Raw genomic sequence first — 18,576 nt, forward strand, 5'->3', positions numbered from 1 at the left:
TAAAAATGAAAAAGAGACTTTGCTTGTATTATATCGGTTGCGTTTTGACTCTTCTCCTTCTGGCGCTTCCCGCAATGGCAGCGGAAGTATTACAGGGCAAAACCGTAACCAATGACCTGAACACCAAAATGATAACCGTTGAGGAATATGACTTAAAGATTACTCCGCAGAATAAATATGGCAGTCCAACGGGTAAGACACTGGTTTTCGACCTGTCAGACGCACTCATCGGTAAACAGGCGGTTCCCGGAGATGTCGTCAGGATTGCCTATAAAGTTGTGGACGGCAAGAATAAGGCAATAAGGATAATGAACGTAACAAGACAAGACATCATGAAAAAATAAACACATCATAACAGGGTCCGCATGATATCCTGAATGGATCCTCATGCGGGCCCAATTCTCACTTGCCCCTAATTTACAGCCTTTTCTCCCAAATTAACGATCAATGTCTTGTAATCCCTTACCGTGACTTGCCCCGGCGGTCCTGCTTTTACCCTGAACACATTTTTGACATCAGTGTAAATTACCTCTGCTTTTACCGAATTCTTCAATCTGGAATGAAGGGCGGCTAGTGACGCGCAATACAGCAGGTCAGTAATAGCAAGTTCCACGATGGTCCTGGAGGTCAGAACGACGTGCGAACCTGGAGCGTCCTTGACATGGAACCATGTGTCCCCTTCGTGAGCTTTGTTCCTGAGAATAAAATCGTTGCCCAACGAACTTTTGCCGACAAACACTTTTAGGCCTGATGGACTGACGTACTCACGAACAGGTGGTTGGGAACGGTGAATAGGTTTCTTCCTCTTTTGGCCCTGAGGGGAACCGTGATCAATTTTTCGATTCACATTTGTTTCTGAAGACAAGGATTCCAGTTCTTCCTGAGTTTGAGCTTCTTCAACAAAAAATAGTAGATCCTCCAGCGCCCTCTTCTCTTCCAAAGTACGTTCCAGCCTATCCTTGGCAGTAAGAATTCCTCGCTTGCCTTTTGCCGAGAGAGCGAAAAACCTCCGCATGTTCGCCACTGGCGCCAAGGCTGGGTTAAGGGGAACATTGACCGTCTCACCAGTCTCCCAATCAATCACGTCGACATTTGAAGCGCCTTTTCGAACACTACCCAAAACGGTTTTGAGAAGTTCGCCGGATTTTCCATGCTGAGTATATTTTTCCAGTCGTTCGATGTCTTTCTCTATTTTACGACTTCGGGTTTCTAATGAACGGATTTTTGAACGCACAGGTCGAGAAACCTCACGTCGAAAATTTTCGATTAACGCGCCGGTGAGCAGACTACTGTAAAAGGCGTCAACCCGATCATTGGTCGGAGAAGGCATAACGACTTCGATTTGTCCAGACTCGGTCAACAACGATGGCGCTCTTGGCGTAGTTGATCCAGGAATAGGATCAACCGTTTCGAGAAATGTACGTTTACTAACTGAAGGGGACCTCTCGTTTGTTTTTTTTGGGGGAAGCTGGTAGTTCAGGCCAGGATATACGGCTCTCTTTCCATCGGCTTTGTCTGGAATATGGTGGAGACAGTCCAAAATCAAGTTTTTGTCCGCGTCTATATAAATAATATTGGAGTCTCGGCCTAACAACTCCAGAGTTAAATTGCGTTTCAATCTGGCTTCTCGAGGTCCCATTTCGCATGAAATGGTTACAATTCTATCATCACTAAGGCATGAAAACCGCGTTATTCTCGCGTTTGAGAGATGGGCCCTCAGAAAGGCGCAAAATCGGGGTGGCCTCGGCGGATTTGGTATCCTCAGAGTTGTCAGATGTATTCTGCCACGTTGCGGATCAGCGCTCAACATGAGTCGTCTTTCCCCTCTACCCGGTAAATACAGTTTAAGAGCAAGTTCTCGAGGAAGAGGTTGGAAAATTTTAGAAATCATGGCTCCGACAAGTTCAGCGTTGAGTTCGGCTACCACTTTTTGAATCGTAGCCAATTCCATTCATTAAAATCCTTTCATTATCAAACCTTGTTCGGCGCTTACACTAAAGCCGGGCACAGTCACGCTGTTTGACAGGCGCAGGGGCGTCTGTTAATGATTATCGTAGAATTTCAATCGATTGGGCTCCGATCAAGCCATAAAGAGCCGTTATCTTTTTGACTGGCAGCCTAAACATGCTACTTGACCTTTTTTAAAAGGGAATCCCAATGACATTGGAAACCAGAACCATTGAACTACTTCCGGAAGCCTTGAAGATCCTGGAATCGGGATTCGCTGAATTGCCCGAGTTTACGCCAATAATACAGATTGAATCAATACAGGAAGTCCTAAATGAGGCGGCGTCCCGAATGAAGGACAATTATCCTTATCATCATCCGTATTATATTGGCCAAATGCTGAAACCTCCGCACCCTGTCGCTCGGCTGGCGTACATCTTGTCCTTATGGATAAATCCAAATAACCATGCCCTCGATGGAGGTCGCGCAAGCTCCGCCATGGAGAAGGAAGCTGTAGCCCAGATCGCTAAAATGTTTGGGTGGGACTCCTTTGTCGGGCACCTTTGTAGTGGCGGGACAATGGCGAATCTCGAAGCGCTGTGGATTTCCGGCCGCCTGAAACCGGACCAGGTGGTTCTTGCTTCTGAGCAGGCCCACTATACTCATTCCAGAATCTGTTCTGTTTTGAAAATACCTTTTGATTCGGTCCGTGCGGATGACAAAGCTAAAATGAGCGTCTCCGCCTTAAAGCAACGCCTTGACCAGGGCAATGTCGGAACAGTAGTCGTCACGCTAGGCACTACAGCCACAGGATCGATAGATCCGTTACCTGAGATACTTGAACTGCAGCGATTTTATGGATTCAGAATTCATGTCGATGCGGCTTACGGAGGTTATTTCATTTTGTTGGAAGACCTCCCCTCTGAAATCCGTAAGGCGTACGATGCGATGGGTCAGGCGGATTCAATAGTCATCGATCCCCACAAGCACGGGCTTCAACCTTATGGTTGTGGCTGTGTGATCTTTAAGGACCCATCGGTAGGCGTTTATTACAAGCACGACTCCCCTTACACCTATTTTACTTCATCCGAACTTCACCTAGGGGAAATTAGCCTGGAGTGTTCAAGGCCGGGATCATCGGCTGTGGCTTTATGGGCCACCCAGAAGATGCTTCCAATGGTCAAGGGAGGCGAATTTGCCGGGGATCTTCTTAAATGCCGTTTAGCCGCTCTTAATTTTTTTGAAAGAATTGAATCTGATTCAAGATTCATGACAGGGCCTCGGCCCGAGTTGGACATTGTGGTCTGGGCAGTCAAGTCGCACTCGGCGTCAGACGCTTCCAGACTTGCCGACCTTGTTTTTGAAACGGCTGCGCAAAAGCAGCTCCATCTGGCAAAAGCAAATCTGCCCAGAAGTCTGTTCGAAGGCCACTGGAAGGATTTTGAATGGAATCAAGATCATATAACATGTCTTAGAAGCGTACTCATGAAACCAGAATCACTCGAATGGACGGACCGAATATGGAATGTTCTGTCAGCCGCTGTTAATGAAGTTCTTGAGCGACGCCCTTAGTTTTTAGGAGAGTTTCTATTAAGCATATTAAATCTTTGGCGCGTTTTACCCCAGGCCCATCTATAGACCTGCACGTCCACACATCAATGTCCGATGGTACCATGACACCTGAAGAGCTGGTTCAGTACGCGGCTACCATCGGCCTTAGGGCGGTCGCCATTACGGATCACGACACTCTGGACGGCATTGAACCCGCCTTGATGGCTGTTCGCAATCTCGAACTAGACCTTGAAATTGTTCCAGGAGTAGAAATCAGTGCGGATTATGATTTGGGGATTCTTCATGTTCTCGGGTTTTTTGTAAAATCTGACAACTCAGATCTGCAGAAGTCTTTGAACTTCCTAAGAATTGAGAGACGTTCCAGGATTGCCAAAATCCTGTCAAAGCTCTTGGCCCAGAACGTTTTCATCAGAGATGAAGAGGTGAAAAAGGCAGCTTCCGGAGGGGTTCCTGGCAGACCTCATGTGGCCAACCTGATGTTTAGAAAAGGGTACGTCAAGACTATTCAAGAGGCGTTCGACAGATATTTACGGAAAGGCGCCTGCGCTTACGTTCCCAAAGTAAAGCTGCCGGCTTACAAGGCTATACAATTGATTTCATCCGCAGGTGGAATACCCGTAATGGCTCACCCATACTCACTGAATCAGAATGATCCAGAACGTTTTGAAGAAATTCTGCTTTCTCTTATCGACATGGGATTGAGAGGGATCGAGGCCTATTATCCCACACATACCAGGGAACAAACTAGAATGTACGTGAGGCTCGCTTCCAAATTCGACATGGTGATCACTGGTGGAACTGACTATCATGGGGGCAACAAACCGGGAGTTGAGCTTGGATTGTTTCCCGATCGGCCTCCCCTACCGTATTCTCTGCTTGAAGACATGAAAAAGAGACTGAGTGATTTCTAACCCTTGCTGGTTGATCTATGACAGACTTCAACAAAATGGTTTTTGTAGGGCTCGATGGCGTTCCGTTCTCGCTGTTACGAAACTTCTTTGATCTCGATATTATGCCTGGGCTGAAGAAAGTGGCCGCCGATGGAATCTTTAGTCCTATGGATTCCAGTAGGCCCCCTATCTCCAGTGTGGCCTGGACATCATTTATGACAGGAAAGGATCCCGGACATCATGGAATCTTCGGATTTACGGATATAGCCAAAGATGCAATCAGGTTAACCCTTCCGTCATTCGATGACATCAGAGTTCCTGTAATATGGAACAACTTTCCTGAAAAACGGTCTGTCGTGGTCAATCTGCCCTTCACCTATCCGGCCAGACCGCTCAATGGCGTTTTGATAGCGGGTTTTGTAGCTCCCATATTCGAGAGGGCGGTTCATCCGGCATCTCTGGTACCCTGGCTAAAATCTAAAGGATACAGAACCGACACTGACAATGTTAGGGCTCGTCAGAATAAGCGTTTCTTAATTGAAGATCTTTTTTCGACCTTGCGTGCGCTGGAAGAAGTGGTTTTTACTCTGGCCAAGGAACCATGGGACATTTTCATTTTTGTAGTGACAGGCACTGACAGGTTGAATCATTTCCTTTTTGACGCCTTGAAAAACCATACCCATCCCTATCATTCCGAATCAGTTTTCTATTATCGAAAGGTAGATGATTTTGTCTCGCGCTTTTTAGCAAGGCTTGACTCCAAGACTCGCAAGGTGATCCTGTCTGATCACGGATTCACGGACTTGAAGCTTCAGGTCAATCTGAACTACCTTTTAAGGATGAGAGGATATCTGGGCCTGAATTCTATGGATGCGAGAGATATTTCAGGCGTCAGCCCAAATTCTCTTGCGTTTGCTATGGATCCCACAAGGATTTACATCAATTCAAAGTCGAGATTCAGGACTGGTCTCCTTTCGGATAGTCAAGCTCTCGAAACCAGAGCTAGGCTGAAAAATGACCTGATCCAGTTCCGCATATCCGATTTGGGACCAATGGCCTCCGGGTTGGGCGCCAACCTGAATGAGCCCCTATTCACAGAAGTAAAACTCAAAGAGGAGATTTATCAGGGCCCCTGTCTTGAATTTGCTCCTGATATCGTCGTAACACCCAGGCCTGGATACGATGTTAAAGCGTCTATCAACGCAAGCAGCTTGTGTCAAAAAGACATCTTTACCGGTGTGCATACTCAGGACGACGCTTTTGTCATTGTTGGAGATCGGGAAACCAATGAGGATTTCTCGAAATTCAATGTTTCAGACATAAGCGGGTTGATCCCATGGAAAAGAGGCTCAGTAAATTGAGCCGTTCAGCCTGTAATTTTCTGCGATGCTCCAAATTTTTTAGTAGTTTTGTGGGGAGGTTATAAAAACTCGGATGTTCAATGTGGTCCTGGTCAACCCGGAAATTCCCCCAAATACCGGCAACATAGGTCGCCTTTGCGTAGCGGTAGGGGCTCGACTACATCTGATAAAACCACTTGGATTTCACATTGATGACAGAAGCTTACGAAGAGCTGGGCTGGATTATTGGAAAAATGTGGATCTGGTCGTCTGGGAAAATCTTGAAAAGTATCTTGAATCAGTCGATCGCGACCAAATCATTCTTACGGGATCAAAGCGGGGGGATGTCTATTACAACCTGAAATTCAACGCTTGGGACCACATCCTTTTTGGACCTGAAACATCGGGTTTATCCCAGAAACTCTTTGACATGTTCCCGGCAAGAATCGCCAGGATACCTATCAATCTTCAGAAGACGCGAAGTCTTAATTTATCCACAGCAGCAGGAATAGTTGTTTTCGAGGGCTTGAGGCAGTTGGGTCACATTCCGGGTTGACTTACGTTAAGCCCTGCCTTTGGCAACGAGTTCTCTGACTTTGTTAACAAGTTCCGTCATGTCGCCGGATTTGACAATAAAAGCGTCAACACTGGGAATTGAGGGATCGCAGGTGAAATAAGGGTAGGCGGTGCTAATTATTAGAGGAATCTTGATTTTCATACGATTGAATCTTTCAAGAAACCCTCTGCCTCCAATTCCAGGCATCTTAAGGTCAAGAATTATTATGTCCGGTTTGTACCCTTTAAGCATTTTCAGGGCTTCTTCCGCGTCTCTGGCCTGTATTACCTGGAACCCTTGTTCCTCAAAAACCTCCTTGTATAGAAGCCTTACGGAACTTTCGTCTTCAATGTGAAAAATTACTGACATCTTTTCCTCTAAAAGAAATAATATCACCCCAAGATCGGGTTAACAACCAATGACTGATTCAAGAAAAAATAGGGGCCTACAGTAAAAGTGAAACATGTAATTCCCAAACCCTTAATAAAAGGAGACTTGATTGGAGTCGCGGCAGTTTCAGGCCCCGTCAATATTTCCAATCTGAAAAAAGGAGTCAACTTTTTTCACAAACTGGGCCTAAAAATTAAATTTGGCTCAAACATTTATGACCAACTTGAATATCTGGCAGGTCCTGATAAGGAGCGTTCAGACGGGCTTAACAATTTGATATCAGATCCGGACGTTAAAGGAATTTTTTTCGCAAGAGGCGGGTACGGATCGATGCGAATTCTGCCTCAAATAGATTATCAAGCGATAAGGACACAACCTAAAATCTTGATGGGAATGAGTGACTTGACAGCGGTATCTATGGCGGTTCATCGCCACTGTTCGTTGGTGACACTTGCAGGTCCAATGCTTGCCGGACAAATTAGTGAGGTTCTGGATAGAGATTCTGAAGACTTCATGATTCGCGCCCTCACAGAACCTTTAGAATGTTTCGATATGATGGGGGAATTTAGTTCAGAATTGAAAATTTTACGAACCGGAAAAACCAAAGGCTATCTGCTTGGAGGTTGCCTTTCGGTTTTGGTTTCTTTGCTGGGAACCCCTTACTGTCCCAACTTTCTCAATAGTGTTTTATTTCTTGAAGATGTAAATGAACCAGCTTATAAGATAGACCGCATGCTCACCCAGATGAAACTCACCGGAATTTTTGGGTCCATCCGAGGCGTAATAATCGGGCATTTTTCAGGGAATGAATCGGAAGCTTCAAAAGCTGTAGCGGAGCGAATTGTGATGGAATACACTGAATATCGCCGGATTCCGGTAATTTCTAATTACCCCCATGGTCATGCTCTGCCCAATATTACCTTGCCGGTAGGCGCTCTCGTGGAATTTGAAGCGTCAGGGAGCCACGTGACCCTACGGTGCGTCTAATGCTACTTGCGTCCAATCGCCCCACCGGAGACCTTATCGATTTTGAAATCCCCCTCAACTAAAAACCTCGTAGCCGCTGAAAAGAAACTCATTACAAAAGCAGCGGGGATAGTAGGATTCTGGACCAGCGTTAGCCGAGTCTCCGGATTTATCAGGGACATGATTATTGCCATCTTTATGGGCGCAGGCCCCGGGGCCGACGCGTTTTTCGTAGCTTTTCGAATCCCAAATCTACTTCGTCGCCTGTTCGCTGAAGGCGCCCTTTCCGCCGCGTTTGTGCCGACCTTTGTGGACACTCTACAGAAAAACGGCAGGGAGGAAGGAGTAAAGCTCGCCCGAATAGCCGTAACTTTTTCAAGTGTGATCCTTTGTCTAATTAGCATCTCAGGGATTCTATTCAGCCCACAAATTGTAAGTGTAATTGCTCCAGGTTTTTTTGACGATCAAAGTAAACTCGACCTAACAATTCAATTAACCAGAATAATGTTTCCGTATATTTTCTTTATTTCCCTTGTCGCTCTTATTTCTGGAGTATTGAACAGTCTTGGACGATTTGCCGCTCCAGCGGCCGCCCCGATTCTACTGAACATTTCCATGATTAGTGGAGTCCTTATTCTAACCAAATCAGCGGAATGGGCTCCGTACTACGCCCTGGCATGGGCTGTGACCCTGGCAGGGATCCTGCAATTAATCCTTCAAATACCTTTTCTGCTATCCGAAGGGTTTTCGCTCAAACCGGACTTCCATTTTGGATATCCACCATTGAAACGGATGGGTAGACTTTTTGTCCCGGCTGCGATCGGAGGCGCAGTATACCAGATCAACGTTTTGGTCGGGACAATGCTTGCGTCACTGTTGCCATCCGGTAGCGTTTCCTGGCTTTACTATGCTGACAGATTGGTGGAGTTGCCTTTGGGAGTGTTCGCTATCGCTCTGGGTTCCGCGGTTCTTCCGTCGATGTCCCGGCTCGCCGCTGCAGGCGATTATAAAGGCTTGGGGGAATCTGTTTCATTTTCCCTTCGCCTTATAGCGTTTTTCACAATCCCTTCTTCGGTGGCTCTGATAGTGCTGCGTGAGCCTATCATATCGGTGTTGTTTCAACATGGTCGTTTTGCCCGCATAGACACCGTTGAAACAGCGTATGCCCTATTATGGTACAGCGTTGGACTTTGGGCATTCTCGGGGCTCAAAGTGGTAACGCAGGCTTTTTTCTCATTGAAAGACACCAAGACCCCTTTATGGATTTCTTTAGGCGCTGTGATAGTAAACCTGGGGGCTGGACTGCTTCTCATGGGGCCCATGAAACATGGGGGGCTGGCGCTTGCTACTTCCATCGCTGCAGCGTTAAATTTTGTTATCCTTTTTGTCATCTTGATAAAAAGGATAACCTGGTTTGAAACTCAAGAATTCGTCATCTCAATCGCCAAGATTACGGCGTCCTCTTTTATAATGGGTACATTTCTGGTTTTTCTTATGGATTTTGGGTCTTGGGCTCAGGGATTGACCGTGAAGAACTTGATCATTTTGGGAATGTGCGAACTCATAGGTCTAGTAATTTATGGAATGTCAGCTTTCTTGTTCAAGTGTGAGCAGATAGGGTCAATCAGGTCGATATTAAAACGTTGAGTAAAGGGCTTTTATAACGAAAATGTTGAACCTTCACGAGCAGCGTCCACCAAGGTTCCTGAATTAAGTCGGTCAAGCTCTTCCCTGCATCTTCCAATTATTTGCTCCATCCCGTGGTCGGTGCGCCAAGGATCATGGTGAAAAAGCAAAAGTTTTTTCACACCTGCCTCAACGGCCAATCTGGCCACAGTGTCCGTGTCTGAATGTCCCCAACCATGTCGACTCTTGGATTCCTCGGGAAAATATTGGCAATCGTGAACCAGAGTGTCAACATCACGACAAAAATTCACAAAATCCTTGAATCGGGTTCCTTCCCAGCCATCATGGCTAAGTTCATTGTCCGTAAGAAACACAAATTTCTTGCCATTCTCAACAAATTTAAACCCTAAACCACCTTGAGGGTGTTGCAATCGGTGTGGCTCCACCAGCACATCGTCCAGAGTTATAATCGCCATAGGCGAATCGCCGGGAGGATCGATTCTCGCCTTGAGATCCTGAAAACAAACAGGCCATGTTCCATCGATATAGTCACTACCGAAAACCTTCTGAACGCCTTCAAAGCACTTCTTGCAACCATTGACCACGATATGGAAATCCGGATAAAAAAGAGGAGCGAAAAAAGGGAGTCCCATCAGATGGTCCCAATGAATATGGGTCATAAATAGATGAATTGTTCTTGTTTGAGATCGCCTGAGCAAGGAATCACCAAGGACTCTTATTCCGGTTCCTGCGTCAATCACGGCACAGCAGCCTGAATTGGTGATAATCTCAACACAAGTTGTGTTACCTCCGAAAATCACTGTGTCCGGCCCTGGCGAAGCTATGGAACCTCGGGTTCCCCAAAATTTTATCTTCATGCTACAATTTCGACTCCGTTATTATCCGAACAACTGCTCCAGATTTTTTTAGGTTAGGTCCACTTATTATTATATATATAAGGATCGCTTGAGTCCACGATATGCTTAAAGAACTGTCAAAAAATTGGCGCCTGTCCGATGAGATTAAAGCTCTGCATGAGAGAGGGCTTTTCCGTAAAATGCCTGAGGTTTCAGGTTTTCCGGGCAGGTTTATTGAAGTGGACGGTCAACATGCTCTTAACTTTTCCAGCAACAATTACTTAAGCTTAGCTGGGAACCTTGAGATATTACAAGCATTCTCTCGGGCTGCTCAAATCCACGGAGTAGGGTCTACCGCTTCTCGTCTAATAGCGGGAAATTGCCCCAGTCATCGTGAGCTTGAAGAATTCATCGGGAAATGGAAACAGACAGAAGCCGCGTTGGTTTTCGGCAGCGGCTATCAGGCCAATATCGGTATCTTGACATCCCTGACCGATACTGGTGACCTAATCATATCAGATGAGTTGAACCACGCCAGCATCATAGATGGAGCGAGACTTTCCAGGGCTACAATTTCTGTCTACAAACATGTTGACATAAACATGGCGGAGGACGCGTTAAGAAAACAGGGGTTCCGGCGAAAAATCCTGGTGACTGAATCAGTGTTTTCAATGGATGGTGATCATGCTCCGCTTAGGGAACTCTCTAGTTTGTGCCTAAAATACGGCGCCCTTTTGGTCGTGGATGAAGCTCACGCCACCGGGATTTATGGTCCATCGGGAGAGGGGTTGTGCGCAGAGCTTGAGGTTGACCCTGATGTTCACATGGGAACGTTAGGAAAGGCAACGGGAGTAAGTGGCGCTTATGTGGCTGGTAGTCGAGATTTGATTGATATTCTGATAAATCGAGCCAGATCTTTCATTTTCACCACAGCTCCCAGTCCAGCGGTTTCCGCGGCTGCGCTCAAATCCCTCGAAATAATAACTTCTTCTGAAGGCGCCCTTCGGCGCGCTTTGTTAAAAAGAAATGTGGAAATTATGGACAAAAAGTTGAAACAAATTTTCCCCGCCAGAAGGAATCCGAGCCACATCCAGCCTATCCCAGTAGGTCGTTCCGACCTGACGATGAAGATGAGCGGATTGTGTTTAAACAGGGGATTGTTTGTTCAAGGGATAAGATATCCATCTGTTTATGAGGGTTCGGCAAGACTGAGGCTTACTCTCATGAGCGCCCATACTATTGAAGATATTGAAAAAGCATATAACATAATTGATTCTCTTTTCTCCGGGTTGGAAAAATAACCATCGAATTATGAGAGTAAACCCATTGCCAGGCCATCCTGATTATCAACCGGCTGTTATCAACCGGCTTGCAGGGGAATCAAAATAGCTTTATTCTTTACAGATTATTTCTCAGAGGGAAAAGATATTCCAAACCTTAGGCAGTTAGCGCAAACCCTCGGAGCGTTAGCTTTCTGAAACGGAGTCTATTTATGGCGGAAACGAGAATTACCTCAAATGTGACTGGTCTCGACAAGTTTAAAATGGTTGGGAGCATCTTTTCCACAGCGTTGAAAGTTCTTAGGGACCCTGGGAACGTGGCGATTAGACGGCGAAAGGGCCTTAATATCAATGACGACTTGTTTAACTTCGTTAAACTGTCTTTCCTGGAGTACACTGTTCTTCGATTTAGAAGAATGGTGAGGTTTGGGGACAAAACCATTCTTGACAGCACATTCCCTCCATATCCATCAGAGGCCTTCAACAAACGTCTCAAGAATTACGTTAACAACCTCGACATGACTGAAATGCCCTCTGGAATCGTCTCAATATCTACCACCAATTGTTGTCCTTATTCTTGTCCCTTTTGCTCGACCAACGCTCGTAGAGTCACAAAGACGGATCTTGATGAAGAACTACTGAAGAAAACCATCACAGCGGTGGAGGCGACCGGCGTCCCCATGATAATTCTGCACGGTGGCGAGCCCATGTATAGATATGACCGTTTTCTGAGACTGGTCAAGCATGTGAGCCCGGAAACATGTCTGTGGATGTTTACAACAGGTTACGGTGTGACGGATGATCGAGCTAGTGAGTTAAAAGACAATGGATTGTTTGGAGCCTGGGTGAGTCTCGATCATTTCAACCCTGAAGTTCATAATGGATTCAGAGGGACGCCCAAAGCCTTTGATAACGCCTGCAGGGCAGTAGAATCTTTTCAGAAGGCAGGTGTGTACACCTGTCTTTCGCTAGTGCCTCCCGAGGATCTTTTGGAACCCGAAAATTTTAAGAAATATTATGATTTTGCAAAGGATCTAGGTGTAGCGGAAATCCGTTTGATGGAGAAAAAGCCTTCTGGAAGAGAAGCATGCCGGGGAGTTTTGGCGCACAGCACAGTTCTTGCCAATCTTCAAAAAGAGCTTTACGCGGATCCAAGATATGTCGACCACCCCCCGATAAGCGGCCTATCCACCTGGCTCGAAAAGGACCAGGCTCTTGGATGTCAATGCAGGTTTGAATATCTTTTTATTACATCCACAGGAGATGTTCAACCCTGCGAAGTAAGTGAAGTTACTTTTGGGAACATCAAAGACGAACCGTTTTCTGAGATTTACAATAGAATTTCCAGGGTATTTGAACATTGTTCAACTGGCTGCATTCCGATGGTGATGTATCCTGAAATTCGGGAATATCAAAAGAACAGGGCTCAGATGTCTTATGATGAGAAAATTGACAACGCGGCGAAAATAATCCGTGGTTTTGAGCAGAGAGGTTCAATTCCGGGCTCATATAGACCACTGTGGTCATATTATAAAAAGCGTCTAAAATTGTATGAGAATCGCCAATTTTGCAATGGTGACGCCAAGAGTTCTACACGGACGTGAACGCCTAAATGGTAAGTGTATTAGTGATATATAAGGAGGTGGACGCAAGATGAGAGATATAGCTAAAAAGGCTGGTTCTTTGCTGGTTCAAATTCGGCAAACTCGACCGGTAGTGCACAGTATTACAAATTTCGTGGTCATGAATTCTACGGCCAATGTTCTTTTGGCTATGGGCGCCTCACCGATAATGGCTCACGCTTTAGAAGAAATCGAAGACATATCCGCCATCTCGGACTCCCTAGTTATTAACATCGGGACTTTGTCCAACGCGTGGATAGAATCTATGGAATCAGCAGCGCACATGGCCATAGCAAAGAGAAAGCCTTTCGTGCTCGATCCGGTAGGCTCCGGCGCAACCAAATTAAGAACGAGTACGGCGAGCAACATAGCCCGGTTTGCCACTCCAACAGTAATCAGAGGAAACGCTTCGGAGATCTTGTCCATCGCTCAGGCTGGGTATGGCGCTCGAGGGGTTGACTCTGTTAACACCACTGAGGACGCCATGGAAGCAGCGTCGGGTCTAGCTGCGTCGCTCGGAACTGTTGTAGCGGTAACTGGCCTTACTGACTTTGTAACAGATGGCTTGAGATCAGTTGTCATATCAGGAGGATCATCCCTCACTTCATGCGTCACTGGAACAGGATGCGCAGCGAGCGTAATAGTCGCGGCATTCCTGGCTGTTGAACAGGACGCTCTTCTTGCGAGCGCTGGAGCGCTTGGTTTTTTCAAGGTTGTGGCGGAAAAAGCTTCTGTGAAAGCAGCAGGACCAGGATCCTTCTGGGTTCAGGTTTTGGATGAGCTTCATCATGTGACATGCAGGGACGTAGAACTTGGCGCAAGGATTGAGAGCGTATGACGAACGTTGACTCCTGGGATGTGTACCTCGTCACTGATACAGCCCTGTCTCGAGGCAGGACTAATCTTCAAATTGTTGAAGCGGCAGTTGATGGGGGCATATCGGTTGTCCAGCTTAGAGAGAAAAACCTGAGCGTTGGAGATTTCATTTCTGAAGCTGTCAAAATCAAGGATTTCCTGGCGCAGCACGATATCCCCATGATTATCAATGACAGTCTGGATGTGGCCCTCGCTGTTGACGCCGACGGAGTCCACCTTGGCCAAACCGATTTACCAATAAAAATTGCCAGAAAAATGCTTGGACCAGATAAAATAATAGGCTGGTCTGTAAATGATTTATCTGACCTCACAGAAGAAGCTCAGGATTTGGTTGATTATTTCGCTATTAGCCCAGTTTTCTTCACATCCACTAAAGAAGACATCTCAAGACCTTGGGGAACAGAGGGGGTGCGAGCGGCGCGATCGGTAACATCAGCCTGCCTTGTTGGAATAGGGGGCATTGGATTCGATAACGCGTCTGAAGTTGTCCTTGCGGGATTAAATTGCGTCGCAGTAGTTAGCGCAATAGTTTCGGCCGATGATCCCATGGCCTCTACAATGAGTCTGGTAGAAAAAGTCAGGGGTGCGAAGCGAGCGCAAGCAAAAACCATAATCAGGAAAGTCAACTTTTGATTACACCTAAACAGGCTTCCTGACATTTCTATTCCTGAAAATTTGTTTTACATGAAACTAAAGGATCTGGGAGAATTTGGGTTTATTGACAGGATAGCTCGTCTCCTTACGACTCATGACAGCGGGATAGTAAAGGGTATCGGAGATGACTGCGCTGTAATTCGGATATCCGGGGACACGAATCTTCTTGTCACCACCGATCTGCTGATAGAAAGGACTCATTTCCTTCTGGATTGGCAGTCAGCGCAAACGTTGGGATCGAAGGCTTTGTCCGTGAACCTTTCCGATATTGCCGCCTGCGGCGGGATTCCAAAAGAGGCTTTTGTCAGTCTGGCCATTCCTGACAGGCTAGGCATTGAATGGCTGGAAGATTTTTACGTGGGAATGGCCAGCCTGGCAGACAGGTTTGAGGTGAGCGTGATCGGGGGTGACACGACCCATTCTTTATCTGATCTGGTCATAAACGTAGTTGTAACCGGGTTGGTAGGAATACGGGAAGTACTGTTTCGGAATGGCGCCCGGCCTGGAGATATAATCGCCGTAACCGGTAGATTGGGAGATTCAGCAGCCGGTTTAGAGTCGCTTCGCAAGTCTACCTCACTCCCTTCTTACGAGACATCTTTACTTATTGACGCGCATCTGAATCCAAGACCACACATTCAGGAAGGTCGAAAACTCGCGCAATCTCATGTTTGTCATGCAGCCATAGATATTTCAGATGGCCTTAGTTCGGATCTTGGCCACATATGCGAACAATCGGGAGTTGGAGCGATTATTTTTGAGGACAAAATTCCTGTTTCCGGGCCCTTGAAAAAGCTCGCTCAAGAACTGGCCGTCAATCCTTTCGACTGGGTTCTCAACGGGGGAGAAGACTATGTCCTGCTTGCCGCTATTGATAAAGGAAACTTCCATCAACTCGCCCAATTCGCCGCTACCGATGGGTGGACGCTAACTGAAATAGGCGAGTTTGTTTCAGAGCCCGGCATTACCCTGTCGAAAGTTTCAGGTGAAAAGATCTCCATCAGACCCAAGGGGTGGGATCATTTCAGATCATAGTGATCTGAAATGAATATTTAATTTTCTCAACCTCCAAAAAAATGTTGACTATATATTTATATATATCTATATATAAGAATGTTTGGAAACATTCTCTTGATCGGAGGCGTCATGAAAAAACGCGGGATTAGCCGAAGAAAATTCCTCATCGGCTCCGCTGTCGGGGGAGCTTCTTTAGCGGCTTCAAGTTATTTGAACTTTGACGCTTGGGCTGCAAATGAAAAAGCTTCAGAGAATGTCAAGGTTACTCCTACACTTTGCGACGGCTGCGGAAACTGGTGCGCAATAAAAGTTTACACTCGTGGCGACCGTGTATGGAAGGCCGAAGGCATTCCCATTGCGGGGAATAATCTGGGTAGAGTTTGCGCCAAAGGGCATGCTCTTCTTCACGAGGTCTACAACAAGGACCGAGTCAAATCGCCTCTAAAACGCGTAGGCCCTAACAAATTCGAACCAATATCGTGGGAACAGGCATACAAGGAAATAGGAGCCAAACTACAGTCGATTAAGGAAACAAATGGACCTGAGTCTCTGTTCTTGTTGCAGTACCCTGAAGGAAACGCGGACCTATGCCAGAGGTTCATGAATGCGCTTGGCTCACCCAATGTTTTTTCTCACGCCAGCACCTGTTTTTTGCCTCGTAACATCGGCTGGTGGGTCACCACCGGTTCAGCGAAACCTGAACATGATCTGGCGCATTCCAGATTCGTGGTGTTTCTGGGTAGGAATATTGGGGCTGGTTTGCGACTTCGGCAGTTATGTGATCTTTCAAAAGCTAAAGATCGCGGGGCGCATTTTGTGACTATTGATCCGCGATTCAGCGAAGTAGCCGCTTTCTCTCACGATTGGGTGCGAATAAAACCGGGAACGGATCTTGCTCTGATGCTGGCGTTGGCTAACGTCCTTATCCAGGAGAACCTTTATCAAAAAGACTACGTTAACCAATATACGGAAGGTTTTACAGAGTGGGCTGAACAGACCAAACAATACACCACTGAGTGGGCTGAACAGAAAACCGGCGTTCCTAAAGAAATCATCAGAAAATTGGCCCACAACCTTGCGGAAGCAGCCCCTCGAGCATTCATTCATCGTGGGTATCATGGGGCGCTGGGAACTCAATATAAAAACAGCTTCCAGCTTGTTAGGGCAGTTGCGTGCGTTAATGGATTACTCGGCAATTTTAATCAACGGGGAGGTATGTACGATCCCCCCAAGGTGAAGTTGGGAAAGCTCGATCCACAGAAATTTCCAAAAACCCCTGAGCTTGAGGGCCCCATGGTTGATGGCAGTGGTGATCCGGACCGTTATCCCATAACCCCAATGGGCTTGGGTATCACTCATGCGATCCCCGAATTAGCCATAGTGGGCAAGTTGAAGGCCGGTTTTGTGTATCACAACAACCCGCTAAGAACATGCCCCAATCCTGCCAGGGTTATTGAGGGTTACAAAAAACTCGATCTACTCGTAAGTTTCGATTATGTCCTTTCAGAAACGGCTTCTTTGTCTCATTACATACTCCCTGAGTCATATTATTTGGAGCGCGATGACGTTGTGCACACCAATCACTGCTATGACTCACACCAAGTGGCGATTAGACAAGCGGTAATCAAACCCCTGTACGATACAAAGCCCATGGTCGTCATCCTTACGGAACTGGCCAAGCATGTAGGAATCGGAAACTATTTCAATTTTACGCTCGAAGAATACAATCGAGCGGCTCTTGCCCCATTGGGAGTAACCCTGGAACGCCTCAAAAAAGAGGGAGTTATCGATCTCGGTGGGAAATGGGAGCCGGGGCCACCACATTTCAAGACTCCTAGCGGCAAATTGGAATTCGTGTCTTCGACATTAAAAGACCTCAACCTTCCAGCAATGCCTGAGTGGGAAGAACCCTTGGTCGAGCCTGATCAAAAGAATCCTCACTCATTCCGTCTGATTCATGGCAAACAGGCCCATCACACTCACGCTCGTACCATCAATCAGGAATATCTCAAGGAAATCACTCTGTTGAACGACATGACACGCGTATGGATCCATCCTGATCGAGCTAAACAATTGGGTATAAAAGATGGGGACTGCATGACCATAAGCAATGAAGTCGGAAAAGGAAGGGCAAGAGCAATGTTAACAGAAGGTATTCACAGGGATTGTGTGTTCTTGCCGAGCGGGTATGGAGTTTATTCAAGAAACCTCAAGACCGCTTTCGGATTTGGGTTATCGTACAATGACTTTCTCCCTACTTATTTCGACCCCATGCTGGGGCATTGCATGTCCAATGAAATTGTTGTGAGGATTGAAAAAACCCCAGCATGATCCAGTTAGAAAATATCCCTCGATCTGTTGCGAATTTTTACGGAGAAACAGGAATTGGAGATACTGAAAAAGACTCAGGGAAGCAAGAGAAGGAATGCGAGGAACCCCTATGCCACGTTACGGAATAGCAATTGATAGTACAAAATGCGTTGGATGTCATTCATGCAGGGTCGCGTGCCAAAATCAGAATGGCCTCGAATCGAATGAGACGTTCAATTGGATCAAGAACAAAAACAGAGGTCAATATCCATCGTTCGACAAGGAATTCATCCCTTTACAGTGCAATCACTGTGAGAACGCCCCGTGTCAGCGGGTTTGTCCAACGGGAGCTACTTACACATCTCCGGAGGGAGTAGTTTTGGTCAACCCCAAAACGTGCGTCGGCTGTAAATATTGTATGGAAGCCTGTCCCTACAAGATGAGGATCATTGATCATCAACGAGGAATAGTAGAAAAATGCCGGTTCTGTATTGAACTTGTAAGAGAGGGAGGAACACCGGCTTGTGTGACCACTTGTCCTACTCAAGTCCGTATCTTTGGGGATTTAGATGACCCAAAGAGCGATATATCCAAATTCATCGCTGAGACCGGAGCCCAACCTTTGAGACCTGATTTGGGCACGATACCGAAAATATTCTATAAAAGGAGCTGA

The 18,576-nt window shown here is 46.5% G+C and carries 17 protein-coding genes; 14 read left to right on the forward strand and 3 right to left on the reverse strand.

The window, feature by feature from the left end; translation table 11 throughout:
- Positions 1–5 precede the first annotated feature (5 nt).
- A complete protein-coding gene (locus tag WC647_01640; GenBank protein ID MFA6220995.1) occupies positions 6–344 on the forward strand; it encodes a hypothetical protein in 339 nt (112 codons plus the stop codon).
- A gap of 68 nt (positions 345–412) precedes the next feature.
- Here WC647_01640 and WC647_01645 read toward each other — a convergent pair whose 3' ends face one another.
- Positions 413–1,951 (reverse strand): NFACT family protein, encoded by a 1,539-nt coding sequence (locus WC647_01645; GenBank protein ID MFA6220996.1) that lies wholly within the window; start codon positions 1,949–1,951, stop codon positions 413–415.
- Between the two features lie 206 nt (positions 1,952–2,157).
- Here WC647_01645 and WC647_01650 point away from each other — a divergent pair, with 206 nt between their 5' ends.
- The 4 genes from WC647_01650 (at position 2,158) to WC647_01665 (ending at position 6,305) form a co-directional block, all read left to right on the forward strand.
- A complete protein-coding gene (locus WC647_01650; GenBank protein ID MFA6220997.1) occupies positions 2,158–3,519 on the forward strand; it encodes an aminotransferase class I/II-fold pyridoxal phosphate-dependent enzyme in 1,362 nt (453 codons plus the stop codon).
- Positions 3,520–3,554: 35 nt separating this feature from the next.
- Complete coding sequence (locus WC647_01655; protein ID MFA6220998.1) at positions 3,555–4,430, forward strand: PHP domain-containing protein; 876 nt, start codon at positions 3,555–3,557, stop codon at positions 4,428–4,430.
- Between the two features lie 17 nt (positions 4,431–4,447).
- Positions 4,448–5,770 carry an alkaline phosphatase family protein gene (locus WC647_01660; GenBank protein MFA6220999.1) on the forward strand — a complete coding sequence of 441 codons (1,323 nt, stop codon included), beginning with the start codon at positions 4,448–4,450 and terminating at the stop codon, positions 5,768–5,770.
- A 73-nt stretch (positions 5,771–5,843) separates the two neighbouring features.
- Positions 5,844–6,305, forward strand: coding sequence for a tRNA (cytidine(34)-2'-O)-methyltransferase (locus tag WC647_01665; protein ID MFA6221000.1), 462 nt, complete (start codon positions 5,844–5,846; stop codon positions 6,303–6,305).
- Between the two features lie 6 nt (positions 6,306–6,311).
- Here the strand turns inward: WC647_01665 and WC647_01670 are convergent, their stop codons facing one another.
- Positions 6,312–6,674 carry a response regulator gene (locus WC647_01670; protein MFA6221001.1) on the reverse strand — a complete coding sequence of 121 codons (363 nt, stop codon included), beginning with the start codon at positions 6,672–6,674 and terminating at the stop codon, positions 6,312–6,314.
- 87 nt (positions 6,675–6,761) lie between these two features.
- Between WC647_01670 and WC647_01675 the strand changes: the two genes are divergently transcribed.
- Together WC647_01675 and murJ are read left to right on the forward strand one after the other, a co-directional pair.
- Entirely contained in the window at positions 6,762–7,682 is a 921-nt protein-coding gene (locus WC647_01675; GenBank protein ID MFA6221002.1) for an LD-carboxypeptidase, read from the forward strand.
- A 42-nt stretch (positions 7,683–7,724) separates the two neighbouring features.
- On the forward strand, positions 7,725–9,308 hold the full coding sequence (gene murJ, locus WC647_01680) for a murein biosynthesis integral membrane protein MurJ (GenBank protein MFA6221003.1): 1,584 nt from the start codon (positions 7,725–7,727) through the stop codon (positions 9,306–9,308).
- Between the two features lie 11 nt (positions 9,309–9,319).
- Here the strand turns inward: murJ and WC647_01685 are convergent, their stop codons facing one another.
- Positions 9,320–10,165 carry an MBL fold metallo-hydrolase gene (locus WC647_01685; protein MFA6221004.1) on the reverse strand — a complete coding sequence of 282 codons (846 nt, stop codon included), beginning with the start codon at positions 10,163–10,165 and terminating at the stop codon, positions 9,320–9,322.
- A gap of 101 nt (positions 10,166–10,266) precedes the next feature.
- Here WC647_01685 and WC647_01690 point away from each other — a divergent pair, with 101 nt between their 5' ends.
- The 7 genes from WC647_01690 (at position 10,267) to WC647_01720 (ending at position 18,576) form a co-directional block, all read left to right on the forward strand.
- Positions 10,267–11,445 (forward strand): 8-amino-7-oxononanoate synthase, encoded by a 1,179-nt coding sequence (locus tag WC647_01690; protein MFA6221005.1) that lies wholly within the window; start codon positions 10,267–10,269, stop codon positions 11,443–11,445.
- Between the two features lie 191 nt (positions 11,446–11,636).
- Positions 11,637–13,028 carry a radical SAM/SPASM domain-containing protein gene (locus WC647_01695; GenBank protein MFA6221006.1) on the forward strand — a complete coding sequence of 464 codons (1,392 nt, stop codon included), beginning with the start codon at positions 11,637–11,639 and terminating at the stop codon, positions 13,026–13,028.
- A 49-nt stretch (positions 13,029–13,077) separates the two neighbouring features.
- The gene (gene thiM / locus WC647_01700; GenBank protein MFA6221007.1) at positions 13,078–13,884 is read left to right on the forward strand and encodes a hydroxyethylthiazole kinase; all 807 of its coding nucleotides are present in this window, start codon (positions 13,078–13,080) and stop codon (positions 13,882–13,884) included.
- Positions 13,881–14,555, forward strand: a complete 675-nt coding sequence (thiE, locus tag WC647_01705) for a thiamine phosphate synthase (GenBank protein ID MFA6221008.1) — start codon at positions 13,881–13,883, stop codon at positions 14,553–14,555. The genes thiM and thiE overlap by 4 nt, the downstream gene beginning before the upstream one ends.
- A 51-nt stretch (positions 14,556–14,606) precedes the next feature.
- Positions 14,607–15,611 (forward strand): thiamine-phosphate kinase, encoded by a 1,005-nt coding sequence (gene thiL / locus WC647_01710; protein MFA6221009.1) that lies wholly within the window; start codon positions 14,607–14,609, stop codon positions 15,609–15,611.
- Between the two features lie 111 nt (positions 15,612–15,722).
- A complete protein-coding gene (locus WC647_01715; GenBank protein ID MFA6221010.1) occupies positions 15,723–17,924 on the forward strand; it encodes a molybdopterin-dependent oxidoreductase in 2,202 nt (733 codons plus the stop codon).
- 94 nt (positions 17,925–18,018) lie between these two features.
- Positions 18,019–18,576: a 4Fe-4S dicluster domain-containing protein gene (locus tag WC647_01720; protein ID MFA6221011.1), complete on the forward strand. Its 558-nt coding sequence runs from the start codon at positions 18,019–18,021 to the stop codon at positions 18,574–18,576.

It is taken from the genome of Desulfomonilaceae bacterium, from assembly GCA_041662605.1.
GTDB lineage: Bacteria > Desulfobacterota > Desulfomonilia > Desulfomonilales > Desulfomonilaceae > CAJBEZ01.